The sequence below is a fragment of the Citricoccus sp. NPDC055426 genome (genome assembly GCF_040677445.1).
In the GTDB taxonomy this organism is placed as follows: domain Bacteria; phylum Actinomycetota; class Actinomycetes; order Actinomycetales; family Micrococcaceae; genus Citricoccus.
The window spans coordinates 1-15,748 of sequence record NZ_JBFARZ010000016.1; the positions used below are offsets into that span (position 1 = coordinate 1).

Below are 15,748 nucleotides of genomic sequence, written 5' to 3' on the forward strand. Positions count from 1 at the left end.
TCACCGACTCCTACGGCAACCCCTTCGGACTACTGCGTACCTCGGGGGCCGGGGTGCACCACTACTCGGTCGTCATCGAGGCCCACCCCGACGGCGACTCGCTGGTGGACCGCGAACAGGTCGACCACCGCGTCGCGACCTGGGGGGCCTGGCTGACCCAGCGTGGCTTGGACGAGGGCATCCGCGGCGCCTCGGTCACCATCGAGTCCGCCCCCGACTCCGGACTGCGCCTGGCCGGACTCCTCCAAACGAACCGGGCCGAGGACAGCCCCGACTATGCCCGGGCTGTCACCGCCAGGATCGGGCAGACCTACCAGGAAGGGGCACCGCAACTGGTGGCCCGGGTGTCCGTGACCTTCGACGGCCGCCGGTTGGACGGCAAGGTCGGAGACCGCGGCTTCACCGAGATGGCCGAAGACATCGGCACCCGCCTGCCTGGCATCGTCGGCGGGCTCCAGGGCACCGGGGCCGGTGCTGTCCGGGCCTGCACCGCACAGCAGATCACCGACTTCACCCGCGTGGCCTACGACCCCACCGTGGCCTCCATCGTGGAACAGATGCAGGCCGAGTCCGGCACCGGCCTGAGGTGGGAGGACGCCGGGCCATCCTTCGCCCAAGACGGCTTCGAGCACTACCGCCACGACCGGGCCGTGTCCAAGTCGTGGACCATGTACCAGGGGCCGGCCGGGCACTTCACCTCCAGCTCCCTCAAGCGGGTCCTCGAGCCCTCACCGGGGCTGCTACGCAAGCGCATCACCCTGCTCTACCGGCCGATCCCGGCCGAGCGAACCACCGCCCTGGTCCAACAGGAACAGAACGACGCCGCGTTCGCCGGCTCCCAGACCCGCCGCAACGCCCGAGCCGCCCTACGCCAGGCCGCCGCCGCCAAGACCGCCCAGGAAGAAGCCCAGGGCGCCGGACTGACCCGATTCGGGCTGGTCATCACCATCACCGGCACCTCCGAGGACGAGCTGCGCCCCTGGGACAAACGCATCCCCGGGCTGCTCGGCCCGGCACGACTCCGGGTCCGCCCGGCCCTGGCCAATCAGGCGGTGACCTTCCAGGCCGGCCTGCCCCTGGGCCTGGTGGCGCCGGACCACATGCTCATCCCCGACGAGATTCGCGAGTTCTTCTGATGACCGACCTGCACTCACACCCCGCGCCGTCGCTGACGCTGAGCAAGAAAGACCTGGCCCGCCTCAAGCGCGAGGACAGCAAGCGCCAGCGCGAGGAACGCTCGTCCGCCCCGGGCCTGTCTGCGCGGTGGCGCGAACAACGCGCGGCCTCCCGCCTCAGGCCTGGTCCACGCGGGTGGAACCGTGCCGCCGGCGGACCGATGGACGTCATCGAGGCCCCCTTCGAGCTGCAAGGCACCACGGTGCAGGTCTGCGGGTTCTACCCGTTCTCGGCCGGGGCCGGGCTGCCGGTTATCGGTTCCCCGCTGGGCTACCACCTGCGCCGCCGCTCCCTGGTCTGCGCGGACCCGGTGTCGTGGTTCCGCGCCGGGATCATCTCCAACCCCTCGGCCTTCATCCTCGGCCAGCCCGGGCTGGGTAAGACGTCCATGGTGCACCGGTGGATCACCGTGCTGGCCGACTGGGGCGTCATCCCCCTGGTACTGGCCGACACCCGCCCCGACTACGTACACACCATCCGCGACCTCGGCGGCCAGGTCATCCGCTTCTCACCCGGCCAGGGACATATCAACCCGATGGACCTGGGCCCCATTGTGGCCCGCATGGCCGACATCAAGGACCCCACCGAGCGCACCAAGGCTCTCGAGGAGATGGCCTCACGCCGCCGGTCGCTGATCGCCGGGGTGGTGGGCATGATGCTCGGCCGCGAGCTGGCCCCCCACGAACGCTCCGTGATCGCCACATCCCTACACGACCTCGACCCAGACCTGACCGACCCTCCGCTACTGGGGGACGTCATCAACCACATCACCTCCCGGCCGAGTACCCTGCGCTCGGTGACCCTGACCAACGACCACGACGCCGAGTACGACGCCCGCGTCCGGAACGTGCTCGACGCCCTGATCTCCCTGGGCCCGTCGGGGATGTACGGGACGATGTTCTCCGAACCGACCTCCGAACACATCCAGGTCGGCCGCCCCGCCGTGTTCGACATCTCCGGAGTCAACGAGAACGACCACGTGCTCATGGCCGCCGTGCAATCCCTGTGCTGGAACCTCGGCAGCGCGACGGTTTCCGCCGAGGCCTACTTGGCTGCCGACGAGGGCCGCCAGCGCAAGACCTACCTACTGGTCATGGACGAGCTCTGGCGCATCCTGCGCGCCTCGGCAGACATGGTGCACTTCATCGACGCCATCACCCGCCTGAACCGAGGCCGGATGATGGCCCAGGTCATGGTCACCCACACCATGAACGACCTCAAACTCGCCGAACCACACCTGACCGCCACCGCCTGGGGATTCGTGGAACGCTCCGCCATGGTCTTCCTCGGCGGACTGGCCGAAGGCGAGATGGGCAACCTCCGAGAGGTCTTTAACCTCTCCCGCGCCGAAGTCGCCCAGCTCTCGGACTGGATCGCCGAAGCCCCCGTCGACGCCTGGACCGGCGAGGCCGGCCTACGCCCCGGAGCCGGGAACTTCCTCCTCAAGACCGGCAAAGAAGCCGGCGTTCCGCTGCACGTGCAGCTGACCGACCTGGAGATCGACAACACCAACACCAACCGCGACTGGGACATGCTCACATGAGCCTCACCGACCCCCGCCCCGGCCGGCGCACGCAGCCGGCCTCCGCCGAGACCGGATGGATCCTCGCCGCCGGGGTACTGACCGCCGTCATCGGCGGTGCCGTGCTCTGGGTGGCTGGGGCATGGCTCGACCCCGCCGTGGACGCCGGCGCCGCAGGCGGACCGGTCGAGCTCCTAATCGGCCAAGCCACCGGCGACGCTTCCGTGGGCGGCGTTCAGCTGGCCGTGTTCCTCACCGGCCTGCTGCTGTTGCTGGGATTGGGGGCCGCCTTCGCGGTCGTCGCCCTGCGCTCCAGCAAGCGGCGCAGCCGCGTGGACCATCTGGCCCCGAAGATGGCCAAGGCCCGCGAGTTCGACGCCCTCACCGAACCCGCCATGGCCCAGGAGGCCGAACGGCTCCGGGCCACCGGGGCCGGGCCCGGAGTACCGTTGGCCAAGCTGGTCAACAACGGCAAGCGCCTCTTCGCGTCCTGGGAATGGGTACAGATCTGGCTCATGGGCCCCCGCGCCGGCAAAACCACCTCCGTCTGCGTCCCCCAAATCCTCGAGACCAAGGGGCCCGTAGTGGCGACCTCAAACAAGCGCGACCTCGTGGACATGACCCGAGGCCCACGAGCCCGCACCGGGGTCGTCTGGGTCCATGACGTGCAGGGCATCATCGGGGAGGAACCCACGTGGTGGTGGAACCCCCTGTCCTTCGTCACGTCCATGGAACGAGCCGAGATGCTCGCCGACATCTTCGTCTCCTCCGCCACCAGCGCCGGCGCCACCCAGGACGCCTACTTCGAATCCGACGGCCGCCGGCTGCTGTCGATGATGTTCTACGCAGCATCAGTGGGGGAGAGGCCCATCACCGACGTCTTCACCTGGGCCCAGGATCCCGAGGACAAGACCCCGCGGGACCTGCTGCTCAAGCACGGCCAGGAGGCGGTGGCGTCCTCGCTGGCCAAGATCCAGCAACTCACCCCGAAACAACGCGACGGCGTCTACGGGACCATGCGCCCCTGGGTCAACGTGCTTTCCTACGACCGGGTGGTGCCCTGGGTCCGGGACACCGGCCAGCTCGGCCGGGCCGAGTTCGACCCGAAACGCTTCGCCACCTCCACCGACACCCTCTACCTGATCTCCAAGGAAGGCTCCGGGTCCACCCGCGCCATCGCCGGCGCCCTCGCCGTGGCCGTGCTCACCGAGGCCGAGGAGATCGCCGCCCGCCAACCCGGCGGCCGACTTTCCCCGCCGATGACCGGAGTGCTCGACGAGGTCGCCAACGTCGTCCGATGGCGCCAGCTGCCCGACGTCTACTCGCATTATGGTTCCCGCGGGATCGTTCTCTCCTCGTTCTTCCAGGGCTGGGACCAAGGCCTGGAGGCCTTCGGCGAGAAGGGCATGAAGAAACTCTGGTCGTCGGCGAACATCCGGGTCGCCGGCTCCGGGCTCTCCGATTCCTCGTTCCTGCCGTTTCTGTCCCAGCTCATCGGCGACCACGACGTCACCCGCCGCACCTCCTCCACCCAAAAGGGCGGCCGATCCATCTCCACCGCCATCCAGCGCGAACGCCTGCTCGACGTCAACGACCTCGCCGCCCTACCCCGCGGCCGTGCAGTGCTATCCACCTCCGGGCTGCCCCCGGCCTTGGTAGAGCTCCAGCACTACAGCGACCAGCCCTACGGGAGCGACGTGGTCGACTCGAAGAACTACTTCGAGCAACTAGTCGCACGAGGGCTTCTACGCGAAAGCTGACGGCTGGCGTTACCACGGTGACCCAAAGGCCTTGCCTCGATGGCGATCGACTACCTTCACCTCTGCTCGGTTACTCGATCATAGGATCGGACTATGACTGCAGAACCACTTACGAGCCCAGAACAAGCCCAGGAAAAACCCCCGTGGTCGCTCTGGAAAGTCGCACTGATCGGCTTCTTTTTCTCCTGTCTGGCGCTGCTTCTAGCCATCTGGTACTTCGCTTACCAGGCGACGATGGATAGGCCGACTGTCTGGTGGTGGTTTCCCGCACTTTCACAAGATGACATGTTCCGCGTGATCCGAAACGCTGTCACCGCCGTAGCGGCCCTCGGCGTTGGCGTGACGCTTTTCCTCTCATATCGGCGGCAGCATGTGGCCGAGAGGGCACTCCAGCTATCTGCAGAAGCCCAACTACAGGCAACCGAAACTCTGGAACTTTCAGCTAAGACGTACGAACTGACGCGACAGCAGCAAGTGGCCGAGTTCGAGAACCAACTGCGGAACCGATACTCCACGGCTGCACAGCAGATAGGTGAAGACAGGCCGAGTTTAGTCATCGCAGGATGCATATCCATGGCCACGATCGCTGATGAGTGGCATCGACTGGAGCGATACGCCGATCGGGATGATTGCATCAGGATGCTAATTGCGGCTCTGCCTGAGGGCCCTTGGGATGACAGCGGAAATCACCTTCAACGATCGACAATCCAGACCATTTTCCAAGAACGGATGTCCCCGGATACCCACCGCGCAAGCTGGTCTTCCGCTCCTATATTGTTCGGCACCACCCGCGCCCCGTTTGGGAGAATCGTCGACTGGACCATCAATCGGTTGGTAAAGATCGATTCGGCGCAGTTGTCTCTCGGGAACGAGACTCCCGTGATCCAATCAATACGGGTTCAAGGGGGCAGCCTCGAAGTCACGATGAACAGCACGAAAATGGACTACATGGTCTTCGCCGCTCTAGCTTTGCATGGGGCTCAGCTTCGGCTGCGATTCTGGATGCCCCCAGCAGTGAACCAAACTTCGAAAGTAGTTTTCAAGAACTCGCTGTTCGATGCATCTCTGATCCGTATTGATGAGCCCAACACGCCCCCGCTGGCGCGCCAGATCGTCTTCGAGAAGTGCACATTCGCAAGTCGAACAATCCAAGTCCCTCGCGATAGCATGAACTACTTGTTCACCTTTCAGGACTGCCGCTTCGCGGCGAATCCATTCAAGCCGGTCGACAGAACTCGCAGCCCTGAGGTAGGCATCCAGTTCGCGGGTAAGAATACATTCATTGGCCCAATGAATCGGTTTCCTGCAGATTCGCCTGCAGCGATGTTGGATACCGCTTCATGGTTCTTTCCAGAGGGAAAACCGCGGCATAGCGGCAAACGATGATCCTGTCCCTCAGGCCCACGCATCAACGAGAGTAGGGTACAGGCGGCTTTTCAGAACCAGCCGTTAGGGGCCGGCGTGGCCTCCCATAACGGGGGGACGTCGGTGGAGCGGGGTGGGTCGTAGTCCCAGAAGGGGCCGTCTTCTGCGGTAAGGCGGTCCATGACGGGCCAGAAGTAGTCGCGATACCAGGCCACGGCGGTCATGGCGTCTTCCCACCGCATTTGTTCCCAGGACTCCCATAGGGCTTCAAGAATCGTGCCGACCTCTTCGTAACGCCACCACTCCGGATCCCACCGTCTGCCGCTGGACAGTTTGCGACGGTAGTGGGGGAGTAGCCAGTTCTGCACCCACTGTTCCGCGTTGGGAAAGTACAGCGGCCGCTCGGCCGCAGCCTCGGTCTCGTCCTCCAGCTCGGGGGCGACCGTGCTGACTGTCTCGGTGACGGGGTCGTCGTCGAACTCGTAGGCGGCGCTCATCGACTCAGTCCTGCTTCCTGGCCCTGACCGAGGCCATGTCCGGTGGCGGCCGGCTTCGTGGCCTTAATGCCCTTCGTGCTGGAGGCGATCCTGTCAGCAGTCGACTGGGGGAACCCGGCAGCCTGCCTGGCACGGACGAGAGCCAACTGGGGCGCGTTGGCGTGGCGCTCGATCTGCTCCAGCTGGGCGTCGGTGACCCGCTGGTACTGATGAGGAGCCCGGCCGCCGGTCTGCTCCTCGGCCTGGGCGTTGACCTGGTCCTGCTGGGATTCGGCTCCGTACCGGTCGGCCAGCGCCAGGTGTGCGTCCTCGTCCACGGACTTAGACGCTGCTGCCCGTTCAGCCCCCTGGCTGGCGGCCTGGTCAACCTCGTTGGCCTGAGCAGTGGCCTCCGGTTGAGCGTCGGCTCCCAGCTGCGCCTCGCGGTTGGTGTCTTGATCCTGACCGACCTCCGGCGCCAGGGCTTGGTCGCTCTCGGCGTCCAGGCGCTGACGGGCGAAGTAGTCGTCGAGCGCATCTCGCAAGGCAGCGTGGCGGCCCACCAGGGAGGTGGGGTGGTCCTTGTTCATGGACTCGATGTTGATGCCGTAGTCGTTGCGCAGAATGTCGGCGGCGTGCATCCACGCCCCGCGAGCCTCTGGGTAGTGCCCCGACAGGTGGGCGGCGACGGTGACCCGGTCGGCGATGGATTCGGCGCCGGCGGTGCGCCAGAACTCCGGGCTGTAAAGTTCCCGGTTCACCAGCGCGGCCACGCCGGCCTCGCCGCGGGACTGCCGGTCAGTCTCGGCGGCGCGTTCGGAGACGCGCATTTGGTCCCTTCGCAGCTGGGCTTCGCGGATCTGCATCCCGGAGCCCATGGCCAGGCGCAGCACGTTGCCGAACTGGGCCGCCATCTCTGATTCTTCCTCGTTCTCAGCCATGGCTCTTCCTCTCCTATCGGTCGATGCCGGTGTCCGGTGCGGGCCGGGTGTACCTGGTGGCCAGCGGTCCGGACCGGGGGGTGTCTGGTCGGGTCGGTTCTTGGGTGCGGGTGATCGAGGAGACGGTGTACATCAGGGCGGTGGTGCGTTCGGCCAGCTGGGGGCGCTGGCTGGTCAGGGTGTGTACGGTCATCGCGCGGGAGAGCCGGTTGGCCTGCTTGAGCACGGCCAACCATCCACGGGTGGAGTCCTTGGCCGCGAACCGCGCACCGAGGCGGACCATGTGGCGGACATCGCCCCCACTCTGAGCCGCTCGGGCGTATTCCTCCGAGAGCCGGTACACCGGGCCGGGTTTGCCTTGCTCAAGTTGCATCGAGACCCGGGCGTAGATGCTGGCCAGGTCGTCCGGTCCGGTCCCGGTCTTCCCGCTGAGGAGCTTCTCGATCTTCGCCGGGTCGAACCGATGCACCGAGACCTTCCCAACCTCGCCGCGGGCGCTGTTGTGCCAGGAGGCCAGCAGGGTCTCGGCTTCGCTTCGGCCTTGTCCGTCGAACCGAGCCATGACGTTGGGCCACCCCAGGGTGGCGTCCAGCTTGGAGGGGGAGTACCAGATGGTGTCCTTCCCCTCTCCCAGGGCGACTTTGTACCCGCGGATCTGGGTGGTCGATCCCTTCGCGAACGACGGGGCTACCCGCACTCCGAGGTCCTTCACGTGCTCCAAATACTGGAACGGGCTTGAAGCGGTGGCCAGCGCTGTGCGGAGCCGGCGGCGCAGCTCCGGGCGAGGCGCCTGCGGGTAGCCCTCGTCCGTCGCGCGGGCGACTTCGGCTGGCTTATCCCCGGACAGTCCGCGGGCCACCTGACGGGACTCCAATACCGCCAGGCCGTGCTCGCGTTCGAGCTCTCCGCAAATGCGCTGGGCGCGGTTGTAGTCGTAGTGGATGTTCGCTTTGGACCCGTCCTCCCGAACTAGTTGGACGGCGAGGTGGATGTGGTCGTTGCCGGCCTTCGAGGTCCCGTGGTGTACGGCCACCCAGCGGGAAGATCTCGCCCCGTCCGGGTCGACGAATCCCATGCGCTCAACGAATCCCTGGGCGATGGCACCCCACTCCTCCTTGGACACCTCCCGATCGCCCTGGCCCAAAGACAGCGAGCAGTGCCACACGTGCCCGTCCCTCTCGCCAATCTTGACCTTGGCCCCGGTGCGCTCATCCCACTCGAAAATCGCGGCCTTCACCTCGGTCCCATGGACACGCCGGGGCGCTTCCAGAATCTTCCCGATCCGCTGCCCATCGGCAACCGACAGTTCTTGTCCGGGTTCGAACTCGAACAGCACCCGGCCATCTCCACTGACGACCATTGGGGTGGTGTGCTCGTTGGACCGGCCGGGGCCGACGAGGTAGCTCATCAGTCCGACCATCCGCCCGCCGCGCACCACGTTCGGGATCACGGTGCACTCCGATCCAGCGACAGCGACTCGATCACTCCGTCGACGTCGCGCAGCACCCCGCGCAGCTCATCCAGGGAACCGCGCACGTCGCCATGCAGTTCCCCGTCGGTGTTCAGTCCGCGGGCGATCTGATTGAGGTTGTTCCCCACCCGCGCCAGCTGCCCGGTCATCACGTTCAGGGCAGTCAGCAGCCGACGACGGTCCGTGGTCGTCTCGCCGGCGGACTCAGCCAGGGCGGACTCCTTCAACAGCCGCGCTACGGACACGCCGTGCTCGGCTGCGGCCAAGGAGAGCGCGGCGTCCTCGGAGGCCGAGAGCCTCACCACCCGGCGGGCCGGACGGCCACCAGCCACGTTGGCCTGACGCTTCCGCTCAGCCACCATGACCACCTCCGACTCTGACTCCCGCTCTTCGACGATCCCGCCCAGTGCAACGCCGCTCACTCGTGAGTGTCCCACCCGACCAAGCGGCAGCGCAAGAGGGAAAGCAGGTTAGGGCACCTAACCTTATAGCTTGCTCCGGCTCCGCCGGCACCGCTGCCGCGGGCACTGATGCGGGCTGCGCCAGCAAACTTTTGACGGGAACGGAGCGTTCCATTCGGCCTTGGAGGGTACTGGTCCGCCAGAACCGGTCAAGCATCCGGGCCGGCTTTCGCGGCATATCCTCACTCGCTCGTACCTCGCTCCCTCCGGTATTCCACGACCGGCCCTCCCGTGCTTGACCGAACCTGACGGCCCGAGTATTTCGGTCTTCGCCGAAAGGAACGGCAGCCAAAGCAAAGCGACAGGAGACTTCCCCATGGACCCCACCACCCGCGGTTTTCAGACTGCCCTAGAAGACTTCCTCGGCGACGACGCCGGCGAACAGGTCCTCACCTACGCCCGGACCCACCGAGCCGCCGAACACCTGGCCGGGTACCCCGAACTACTCACCCTGGAAGAAGTCGCCCACCTAGTCGGCACCGACCCCCACGAAGTCCTGCAGGTGACCGGTGACGACGTGCTGCCGGCCATCGAGATCGGATCCTCGATCCGGCGCTACCGACTCGAAGATGTCCACAACTACCTGCGCCACCTCAGCGAGAAAGACGCACCAGCCCTAGGGTGAAAGCATGAGCGAGAACATCACCGAATCCTTCATCGACCAGGCCCGCAAACTCAACGACCAGCGCCTCGCCGCAGTGCAAGACATTGCCGCGGCGGTCCAAGCCCGTGTCGACGCCGAGCAAGCCCTCAAAGACGCCCAGGCGGCCGAGCGCAAAGCCTTCAAGGATGCCGAACGGAAGGGCTGGACCAAGGCCGAGCTCGACAAGCTCCGCCCAACCAAACGCCGCCGCACCACGAAGGACACCGCCGGCACCAACACCACGGCCGCAGGCCGTTCAACCGACCAGCACCAGTCCACCGACTGACACCAACACCCACAGGGGGAACACCATGGAATCCGTCATCACCGAGAAACTCTCCGAACTGCTTGCCAGCGCACCCGAATCACCCGTCGTGGTGGACATGCACCTGCACCGGGAACCAGTCACCGTCGTCTTCGAACCGCAGGACTGAACCATGGCCGACGACAAGCCCACCATGCGCATCACCACACCCGCCGACCTCGCCGGAGCCGTCCCCCACATGGTCGGCTACCAACCAGACAACAACCAGATCGCCATCCTCGGCTTCCACGGACCCAACTACATCGGCTCCGCCGTCCACACCTGGGCAGCCGACCTCGGCGAAGGACCCGCCCACACCGCAGAAGTCACCGACCACATCGTCCGAGCCTTCGGAGACCGCGCCAACTCCTACCTGGCCATCGGGTATGGACCAGAGGGCCCCGAACGCGCCCTGCTCTTCCAGGACGCCTTCACTCAGCACACCGGGACACAGGCTCAAGCCTGGGCCGTGGACAACGACCGCCTCCAACTCTTCTCTCCTGATCGCGGCTGGAGCCCCGAAGTCGACCTGGAGACCACAGCCGGCACCGAGTACGCCATGGTCACCGGCGCCCAGCCGGCCGCCACCCGCGAAGAACTCACCCGCCAGTACGAACCGGTCCCCGAAGACCAACAGGCCCACCTCCATCCGGACACCGCCCAACGCCTCGCCACCATGGCCCCCACCGCCCAATACGAATGGGCCTCCCGCGCCCTGTCCGAAGGAGCCGAATCCAAGACCGGACTGACCGACGAACAAGTCGCCGTCATCGCCCACGCCACCGCTACCAGCGTCCACATCCGCGACAACCTCCTGGCCGACGTCGTCGGCGACAGCATCAAGGCCGACCGCCTCGTCGACGTCTTCCGGCGCTGCGACGATGCACGCAGACCCGACATGGCCGACCTCGCCGGCGCCAGCCAATTCATCACCCGAGGCAGCACCGTCGCCATCGAAGCCATCACCCGACACACAACCGGCGCCCTCGGCCGCAAGGCCAACCACGCCGCCACACTTGGACTTGACCCGCAACCACTAATCGACTCCATCGACCCCAACGACCTACGCCAGCGCCTCACCGCGGCAGACCGTCAGCACTACCGCAGTCACGTCATGAACCACTCTCTGTTGCTGTCCAGCCCCGACCCACGTGCATCCAACAAGCCAGCGCCGGGGATTCGCCACCAGATCGGCAAGGGACCCGGCGCCTGGATGGACATGGACCGATAGCAACCGAGCACAGAGGGTCACGGCCACTAATAGCGTCCGTGACCCTCTCTTCATACAGTCGTTCACAACCAAACGGGGGCAGATATGGACTACGTAAATCGAGCCTCGCACAGCCTTAGGTGCATTGCGCATCCCGGCATTGAACGGTTCATCGATGCACATGAGTGCAGATATAAGCCATCTGAAGGTGTCTGGCGACGCCGTTATACTCCCTGACATGGAACTGGGCGAAGGCAAGCATGTATTCGTGTCATACGTACGAGAGGACGATACCCAGGTCGATGAACTGTGTGCTGTCCTTGAAGCGGCACAGATTCCCTACTGGCGAGATCGCAAGTCACTCGGCCCAGGCGATGCTTGGAAATCCGAAATTCGAAAAGCGATCCAGAGTGGTTCACTTGTATTCTTGGCATGCTTTTCGGACAACTCGCGCGCCAAAGATGTGTCTCATATGAACGAAGAGCTGACTTTGGCGGTCGATGAGTATCGCAAGAGGCCGCCCGGACGCCCGTGGTTTATTCCAATTCGATTCGACGCAGGCGACATCCCAGATTGGGATCTCGGAGCCGGTCGACAGCTCGGCGATCTGAATTACGTGGACCTCTTCGGGAAGTCTTACGCTACCTCCGCCGCCTCATTAGTCACCACAGTTCATAACGTCATGGGCGAAAGGCGCCTCAGTCCGGCCGCGGCATTAGAAGTTGTCGAAAACGCGAACATCGCAGAGCGCGTAGACATGCTGAAGCAACTTACGAAAGAGATGCTGGTCGACCCGGCACGCCGAATCGAGCTGGACGAGTTAATTGCACAAGAAGTGCAGCGCGTCCTAGCAATGCTGAAGGATGGTGAACGGGTATCTGGCCCGCTAGGCAAGACGGACGATGAACGGGTGGATCGGCTGGCCTCTGAGTCTGAAAAGCTCTGGGAACAAGTCAAGCCGTTCTGCGCCTCATTACAAGTCGCTGCACGCTGGGGGGACCCAGACTCACTAACACCGTGGGCGAATGGACTGCGCTCCTTCGTGCAGGCAGCAACGAAACCTGAAGGTGGCATCTCCGCCCTAGTGGATCTTCGCCATCTGCCCGGAATGATCGGGCTAATGACTGCTGGCATCGCCAGCATCTCAAGTCGCCGCTGGGCGAACCTTAAAACCCTCGTAGTCGATCCGACAATACGGGATCGCTACGAATCAAGGCCGCTAGCTCTAGTCGAAGCCACAGATTTCTACAAGCCCTTCGACGATCAAAACTGGACGAGCAATACATTGGCGCGAGCCGCTAAGGAAGGAGTCTCCTTCCCTGAGGCCTATAAGGACTTTATCGAGCGACGAGTTGGCAAGTTCCACACACCAGTTGCGGAATGGCTTTACATAATTTTGAAGCCGATTTTCGCAGACCAATTGCCCGACGAGGACTCTTACGCTGCCGAATTCGACCGCGCTGAAGTGATGCTTGGAGTTCTGGCTCAGGACTTGCAGAACGTACGGAAAGACGCGTCGACCGACGAAGGACGATGGAATTGGACGCGCTCGTTTTGGTTTGGCCGTTCCACGTGGCGAGCCTCTCACAGTTATGGCAATCCTGTCGGTGATTTTCGGCATGAGCTCGCGACTGAAGGTAGACACTGGAGTCCTCTAAACGCTCAGTTATTCGGCGGCGAGGAGGCTCGGGCTAGCGCAGCATTGGAGAACTACGGAGAGAACTTCGAACAGCTTGCTAAACAGCGCAACTTCTAGTGCTTTACGCGCCGAGGGGCAACCTGGCGCTTCCTGTAATGATTTTCGCGCGGTGGCAGCTGCGCAGGCACCCTTACGAGTACCGCTTCGAGGACGAAGACTCGACTGCTGGGTAACCGGTTTGGCTGGCCAGCACCACCGCGGCGTTCGCTACGAAAATCTCTAAGCAACCGAGGACGTCTCACATCCCATGGGTTGCAAGACGTCTCATGGCCGCCCTTTCGGGAGACCGATCCTGCACAGATTTCCGACCTTCATCGACCCTCGAAGATTCTCGCAACTATGTATCGGAACTCTATGGCTAGAACCTTGTAGTCAACGTTAGTTGCGAGACACTCGGGGTGGTCATGGGGAAGTTGATCGGGTACGCGCGGGTCTCCACTCGCCGACAGGCCGCCGACCGGCAGGCCGAGGACCTTCTCGCGGCCGGCGTTCGGCGCGATGACCTCTACGTCGATCACGGAGTGTCCGGCGCCCGGGCCTCCCGGCCGAAGTTCGACAAGGCGGTGACCGCCCTCGAGGAGGGCGACACCCTGGTCCTCACCACCCTGGACCGGTTGGGTCGGTCCACGCAGAACATGCTCGCCTTCGCCGAGACCCTCCGGGGCCGGGGTGTCGGGCTGCGGGTGCTGAACCTCGGCGGGGGAGACGTGGACACCCACACCCCCATGGGGTCCATGGTCTTCACGGTGATGGCCGCCCTGGCCCAGATGGAACTGGAGATCAAGCGCGAACGCATTACCGATTCGGTCGCCAAGCGACGGGCCGCCGGCCAGGACCTCGGCGGACGCCGGCAAACCTTCACCGACTCCCAGATCCGCAGTGCCGCCCATCTGGTCGAGTCCGGCCAGCCCGCCGCACAGGTCGCCCGCGATATGGGCATGTCCCGAGCCACCCTCTACCGACGCATCCGCGAACTATCTGCCCCGACAAACTGAGTTGCCATCACCCGGGTGGCAGCGCCATCGCGACCATTCGTGGAGAGCGGCTGTTGTGACAGCGTTCAGGCACGTCCGTCGCTCTGGAGGGAAAGTGGCCCGAGGTCAGAGGGCTCTCGGTGGAGTGCACCCCTGATACCTTGGCGCTCATGAGCGAGAACCTGGACGAACGAGTGGACGCCGACGCCAAGCTGCTGTTGAAGTACATGGATGCCAACGAGCTGGACGGTGCCGTCCAGGTGAACCGCGGGCAGGCCCACATTGGTGGGCTAATCGTAGACTCGGCCCTGCAACGCCAGCGCTCCTACGCCAATACCGTGGCGCCCCGGGTGGCCAAGCTCATCGACACCTGGCCAGATGCAGAGACCACCAGCGGATTCCGGCGCCGCCTGAAGACCGGCGAGCTCGGCAAGGTCATCGCCTGGCGCCGGCCCGCCCGACTGGACCAGATCGAGAACACCACCGCCGTCCTGGAGCGGTTCGGCATCGACACCACCGGAGAGCTGCGCGACCACCTCAGCGACGAGGAGAAGCGTCCGGAGCTTCGCGCAGCCTTGGATCGAGTGAAGTGGGTCGGAGCCAAGACACTGGATTACTTCGACATCCTCTGCGGCATCACCGACGCCGCCGCCATCGACTCCAGGATCTACCGGGCCGCCGGCAACGCACAGATCGCCAACCATAGTTATGACCACCTGGAGGCGGTACTGACCCGGGCTGCAGAGCTTCGCGAATGGCGGCTCGGAGACCTCGATGCCGTCTTGTGGGCCGCCCACAAGAACTGAGCCCGGCGGGTAGACCCTAGTCGTGGCTTGAGCCAACTCATCGACTGGCACACTCAAGAGTGCCTGACGGTCCGGAACGACCCCACCGGCGATCCCTGCACCGGGTCAGAACCCGCTCGAAATCGGTGGGGGCCTGAGATTGAATTCGCACTTGGCTTGCGGCACCCGGCTGCGGACCAGAACGTGATGTCAGAATCCGCCGGGTCAAAATGGGTCGTTTGTGAACGCGGGTTCAAGGCCTAAACAGGAACACCTCTGGGGCCGGTGCATTTGGATACCAAGCTCCGGCGCGCCTGCCTCAAGCCCACCGTGAACCGATATTTTTTACGACGGGGGCTGCTGGCCCCATCTAAGTGACCGCCCCAAGCCTGACAGCGGATAGAAGCGGGGGATAACGCCTGGCGCCCGAACGGCAAACACCATGCTGCAGACAGCAACGACCCGGCATAGATAGGGCCATGCCGCGTCGTTACCGACTCCCCATGAAGGCTTTTCTACCCTCTTACTCCTGGGGTTGCGGCGCGGCCGGGTCCTGCGGCGCGGCCGGGGGGGGATTTTCCTGCAGGTCCTTCTTAGCCACCTTCCCAAAATGCCGAAGGACAAAAAAGACTCCCACCAATATCAAGAGGCCAATGATTGCGGGCAGGAGACCGCCTGGGTTGCTAGCCAACAGGAGGATCCCTACCACTAGTGCAGCCACTGCCACTATGTAGCTGATAAGCGAGTCGGCCTCATCGAGTTTGCGCTTCGCTTTCTCGCTCTGGCTAATAACGCCGAATTTTGGCGCAGCCTTCACCATCGCCTTCACGAGTGCCGCTGTTAGGGCAGCGATCAGCAGCCAGGTTTCCCCGACGCCCAAACTTTTCAATACATCCATTGGTTCCCCGTCATTTCGGTGTGAGAGTAAGACAAGCAATAAAACGGCGGGGACGGCTCATGC

16 protein-coding genes are annotated in these 15,748 nt (G+C 64.4%); 11 read left to right on the forward strand and 5 right to left on the reverse strand.

The annotated features are described in order from the left end of the window. The 4 genes from AB0K08_RS16000 to AB0K08_RS16015 all read left to right on the forward strand — a co-directional run. Positions 1-1,136 (forward strand): SCO6880 family protein (locus tag AB0K08_RS16000; RefSeq protein WP_363356161.1); only part of this gene is annotated, 1,136 nt, incomplete at its 5' end. Continuing rightward, positions 1,136-2,719 carry a hypothetical protein gene (locus AB0K08_RS16005; protein WP_363356163.1) on the forward strand — a complete coding sequence of 528 codons (1,584 nt, stop codon included), beginning with the start codon at positions 1,136-1,138 and terminating at the stop codon, positions 2,717-2,719. The genes AB0K08_RS16000 and AB0K08_RS16005, both read left to right, overlap by 1 nt. Further along, positions 2,716-4,458, forward strand: a complete 1,743-nt coding sequence (locus AB0K08_RS16010) for a TraM recognition domain-containing protein (protein WP_363356166.1) — start codon at positions 2,716-2,718, stop codon at positions 4,456-4,458. Before AB0K08_RS16005 ends, AB0K08_RS16010 begins: the two co-directional genes overlap by 4 nt. Positions 4,459-4,551: 93 nt before the next feature. Beyond that, positions 4,552-5,844, forward strand: a complete 1,293-nt coding sequence (locus AB0K08_RS16015; RefSeq protein ID WP_363356168.1) for a hypothetical protein — start codon at positions 4,552-4,554, stop codon at positions 5,842-5,844. 50 nt (positions 5,845-5,894) lie between these two features. On the opposite strand, the gene AB0K08_RS16020 is transcribed toward AB0K08_RS16015, so the two are convergent. The 4 genes from AB0K08_RS16020 to mobC are packed head-to-tail and all read right to left on the reverse strand — an operon-like array spanning position 5,895 to position 9,133. Beyond that, positions 5,895-6,320, reverse strand: coding sequence for a DUF4913 domain-containing protein (locus AB0K08_RS16020; RefSeq protein ID WP_363356170.1), 426 nt, complete (start codon positions 6,318-6,320; stop codon positions 5,895-5,897). Further along, on the reverse strand, positions 6,317-7,240 hold the full coding sequence (locus tag AB0K08_RS16025) for a hypothetical protein (RefSeq protein WP_363356172.1): 924 nt from the start codon (positions 7,238-7,240) through the stop codon (positions 6,317-6,319). The genes AB0K08_RS16020 and AB0K08_RS16025 overlap by 4 nt, the downstream gene beginning before the upstream one ends. Before the next feature lie 13 nt (positions 7,241-7,253). Beyond that, positions 7,254-8,690 (reverse strand): hypothetical protein, encoded by a 1,437-nt coding sequence (locus AB0K08_RS16030; protein ID WP_363356174.1) that lies wholly within the window; start codon positions 8,688-8,690, stop codon positions 7,254-7,256. Further along, a complete protein-coding gene (mobC, locus tag AB0K08_RS16035; RefSeq protein WP_363356176.1) occupies positions 8,687-9,133 on the reverse strand; it encodes a plasmid mobilization relaxosome protein MobC in 447 nt (148 codons plus the stop codon). The genes AB0K08_RS16030 and mobC overlap by 4 nt, the downstream gene beginning before the upstream one ends. 355 nt (positions 9,134-9,488) lie before the next feature. On the opposite strand from mobC, the gene AB0K08_RS16040 reads away from it, so the two are divergent. From AB0K08_RS16040 to AB0K08_RS16070, 7 genes are all read left to right on the forward strand, one after another. Next, positions 9,489-9,797, forward strand: coding sequence for a hypothetical protein (locus AB0K08_RS16040; RefSeq protein ID WP_363356178.1), 309 nt, complete (start codon positions 9,489-9,491; stop codon positions 9,795-9,797). Positions 9,798-9,801: 4 nt separating this feature from the next. After that, positions 9,802-10,101, forward strand: coding sequence for a hypothetical protein (locus AB0K08_RS16045; protein WP_363356180.1), 300 nt, complete (start codon positions 9,802-9,804; stop codon positions 10,099-10,101). A gap of 25 nt (positions 10,102-10,126) precedes the next feature. After that, a complete protein-coding gene (locus AB0K08_RS16050) occupies positions 10,127-10,249 on the forward strand; it encodes a hypothetical protein (protein WP_363356182.1) in 123 nt (40 codons plus the stop codon). Between the two features lie 3 nt (positions 10,250-10,252). After that, the gene (locus AB0K08_RS16055; RefSeq protein WP_363356184.1) at positions 10,253-11,350 is read left to right on the forward strand and encodes a DUF4192 family protein; all 1,098 of its coding nucleotides are present in this window, start codon (positions 10,253-10,255) and stop codon (positions 11,348-11,350) included. 217 nt (positions 11,351-11,567) lie between these two features. Further along, on the forward strand, positions 11,568-13,085 hold the full coding sequence (locus AB0K08_RS16060; protein ID WP_363356186.1) for a toll/interleukin-1 receptor domain-containing protein: 1,518 nt from the start codon (positions 11,568-11,570) through the stop codon (positions 13,083-13,085). A 347-nt stretch (positions 13,086-13,432) separates the two neighbouring features. Beyond that, positions 13,433-14,023 carry a recombinase family protein gene (locus tag AB0K08_RS16065; RefSeq protein WP_363356188.1) on the forward strand — a complete coding sequence of 197 codons (591 nt, stop codon included), beginning with the start codon at positions 13,433-13,435 and terminating at the stop codon, positions 14,021-14,023. A gap of 149 nt (positions 14,024-14,172) precedes the next feature. After that, entirely contained in the window at positions 14,173-14,808 is a 636-nt protein-coding gene (locus AB0K08_RS16070; protein ID WP_363356190.1) for a hypothetical protein, read from the forward strand. Positions 14,809-15,310: 502 nt separating this feature from the next. Here the strand turns inward: AB0K08_RS16070 and AB0K08_RS16075 are convergent. Beyond that, entirely contained in the window at positions 15,311-15,685 is a 375-nt protein-coding gene (locus AB0K08_RS16075) for a hypothetical protein (protein ID WP_363356192.1), read from the reverse strand. Positions 15,686-15,748 lie beyond the last annotated feature (63 nt).

Bases quoted from the DNA above. Each gene is read 5' to 3' on its own strand.
- AB0K08_RS16075 (WP_363356192.1), bottom strand. From the start codon at position 15,685: ATGGATGTATTGAAAAGTTTGGGCGTCGGGGAAACCTGGCTGCTGATC.
- AB0K08_RS16060 (WP_363356186.1), top strand. From the start codon at position 11,568: ATGGAACTGGGCGAAGGCAAGCATGTATTCGTGTCATACGTACGAGAG.
- AB0K08_RS16015 (WP_363356168.1), top strand. From the start codon at position 4,552: ATGACTGCAGAACCACTTACGAGCCCAGAACAAGCCCAGGAAAAACCC.
- AB0K08_RS16010 (WP_363356166.1), top strand. From the start codon at position 2,716: ATGAGCCTCACCGACCCCCGCCCCGGCCGGCGCACGCAGCCGGCCTCC.
- AB0K08_RS16055 (WP_363356184.1), top strand. From the start codon at position 10,253: ATGGCCGACGACAAGCCCACCATGCGCATCACCACACCCGCCGACCTC.
- AB0K08_RS16050 (WP_363356182.1), top strand. From the start codon at position 10,127: ATGGAATCCGTCATCACCGAGAAACTCTCCGAACTGCTTGCCAGCGCA.
- AB0K08_RS16065 (WP_363356188.1), top strand. From the start codon at position 13,433: ATGGGGAAGTTGATCGGGTACGCGCGGGTCTCCACTCGCCGACAGGCC.
- AB0K08_RS16025 (WP_363356172.1), bottom strand. From the start codon at position 7,240: ATGGCTGAGAACGAGGAAGAATCAGAGATGGCGGCCCAGTTCGGCAAC.
- AB0K08_RS16045 (WP_363356180.1), top strand. From the start codon at position 9,802: ATGAGCGAGAACATCACCGAATCCTTCATCGACCAGGCCCGCAAACTC.
- AB0K08_RS16040 (WP_363356178.1), top strand. From the start codon at position 9,489: ATGGACCCCACCACCCGCGGTTTTCAGACTGCCCTAGAAGACTTCCTC.
- AB0K08_RS16070 (WP_363356190.1), top strand. From the start codon at position 14,173: ATGAGCGAGAACCTGGACGAACGAGTGGACGCCGACGCCAAGCTGCTG.
- AB0K08_RS16020 (WP_363356170.1), bottom strand. From the start codon at position 6,320: ATGAGCGCCGCCTACGAGTTCGACGACGACCCCGTCACCGAGACAGTC.
- AB0K08_RS16005 (WP_363356163.1), top strand. From the start codon at position 1,136: ATGACCGACCTGCACTCACACCCCGCGCCGTCGCTGACGCTGAGCAAG.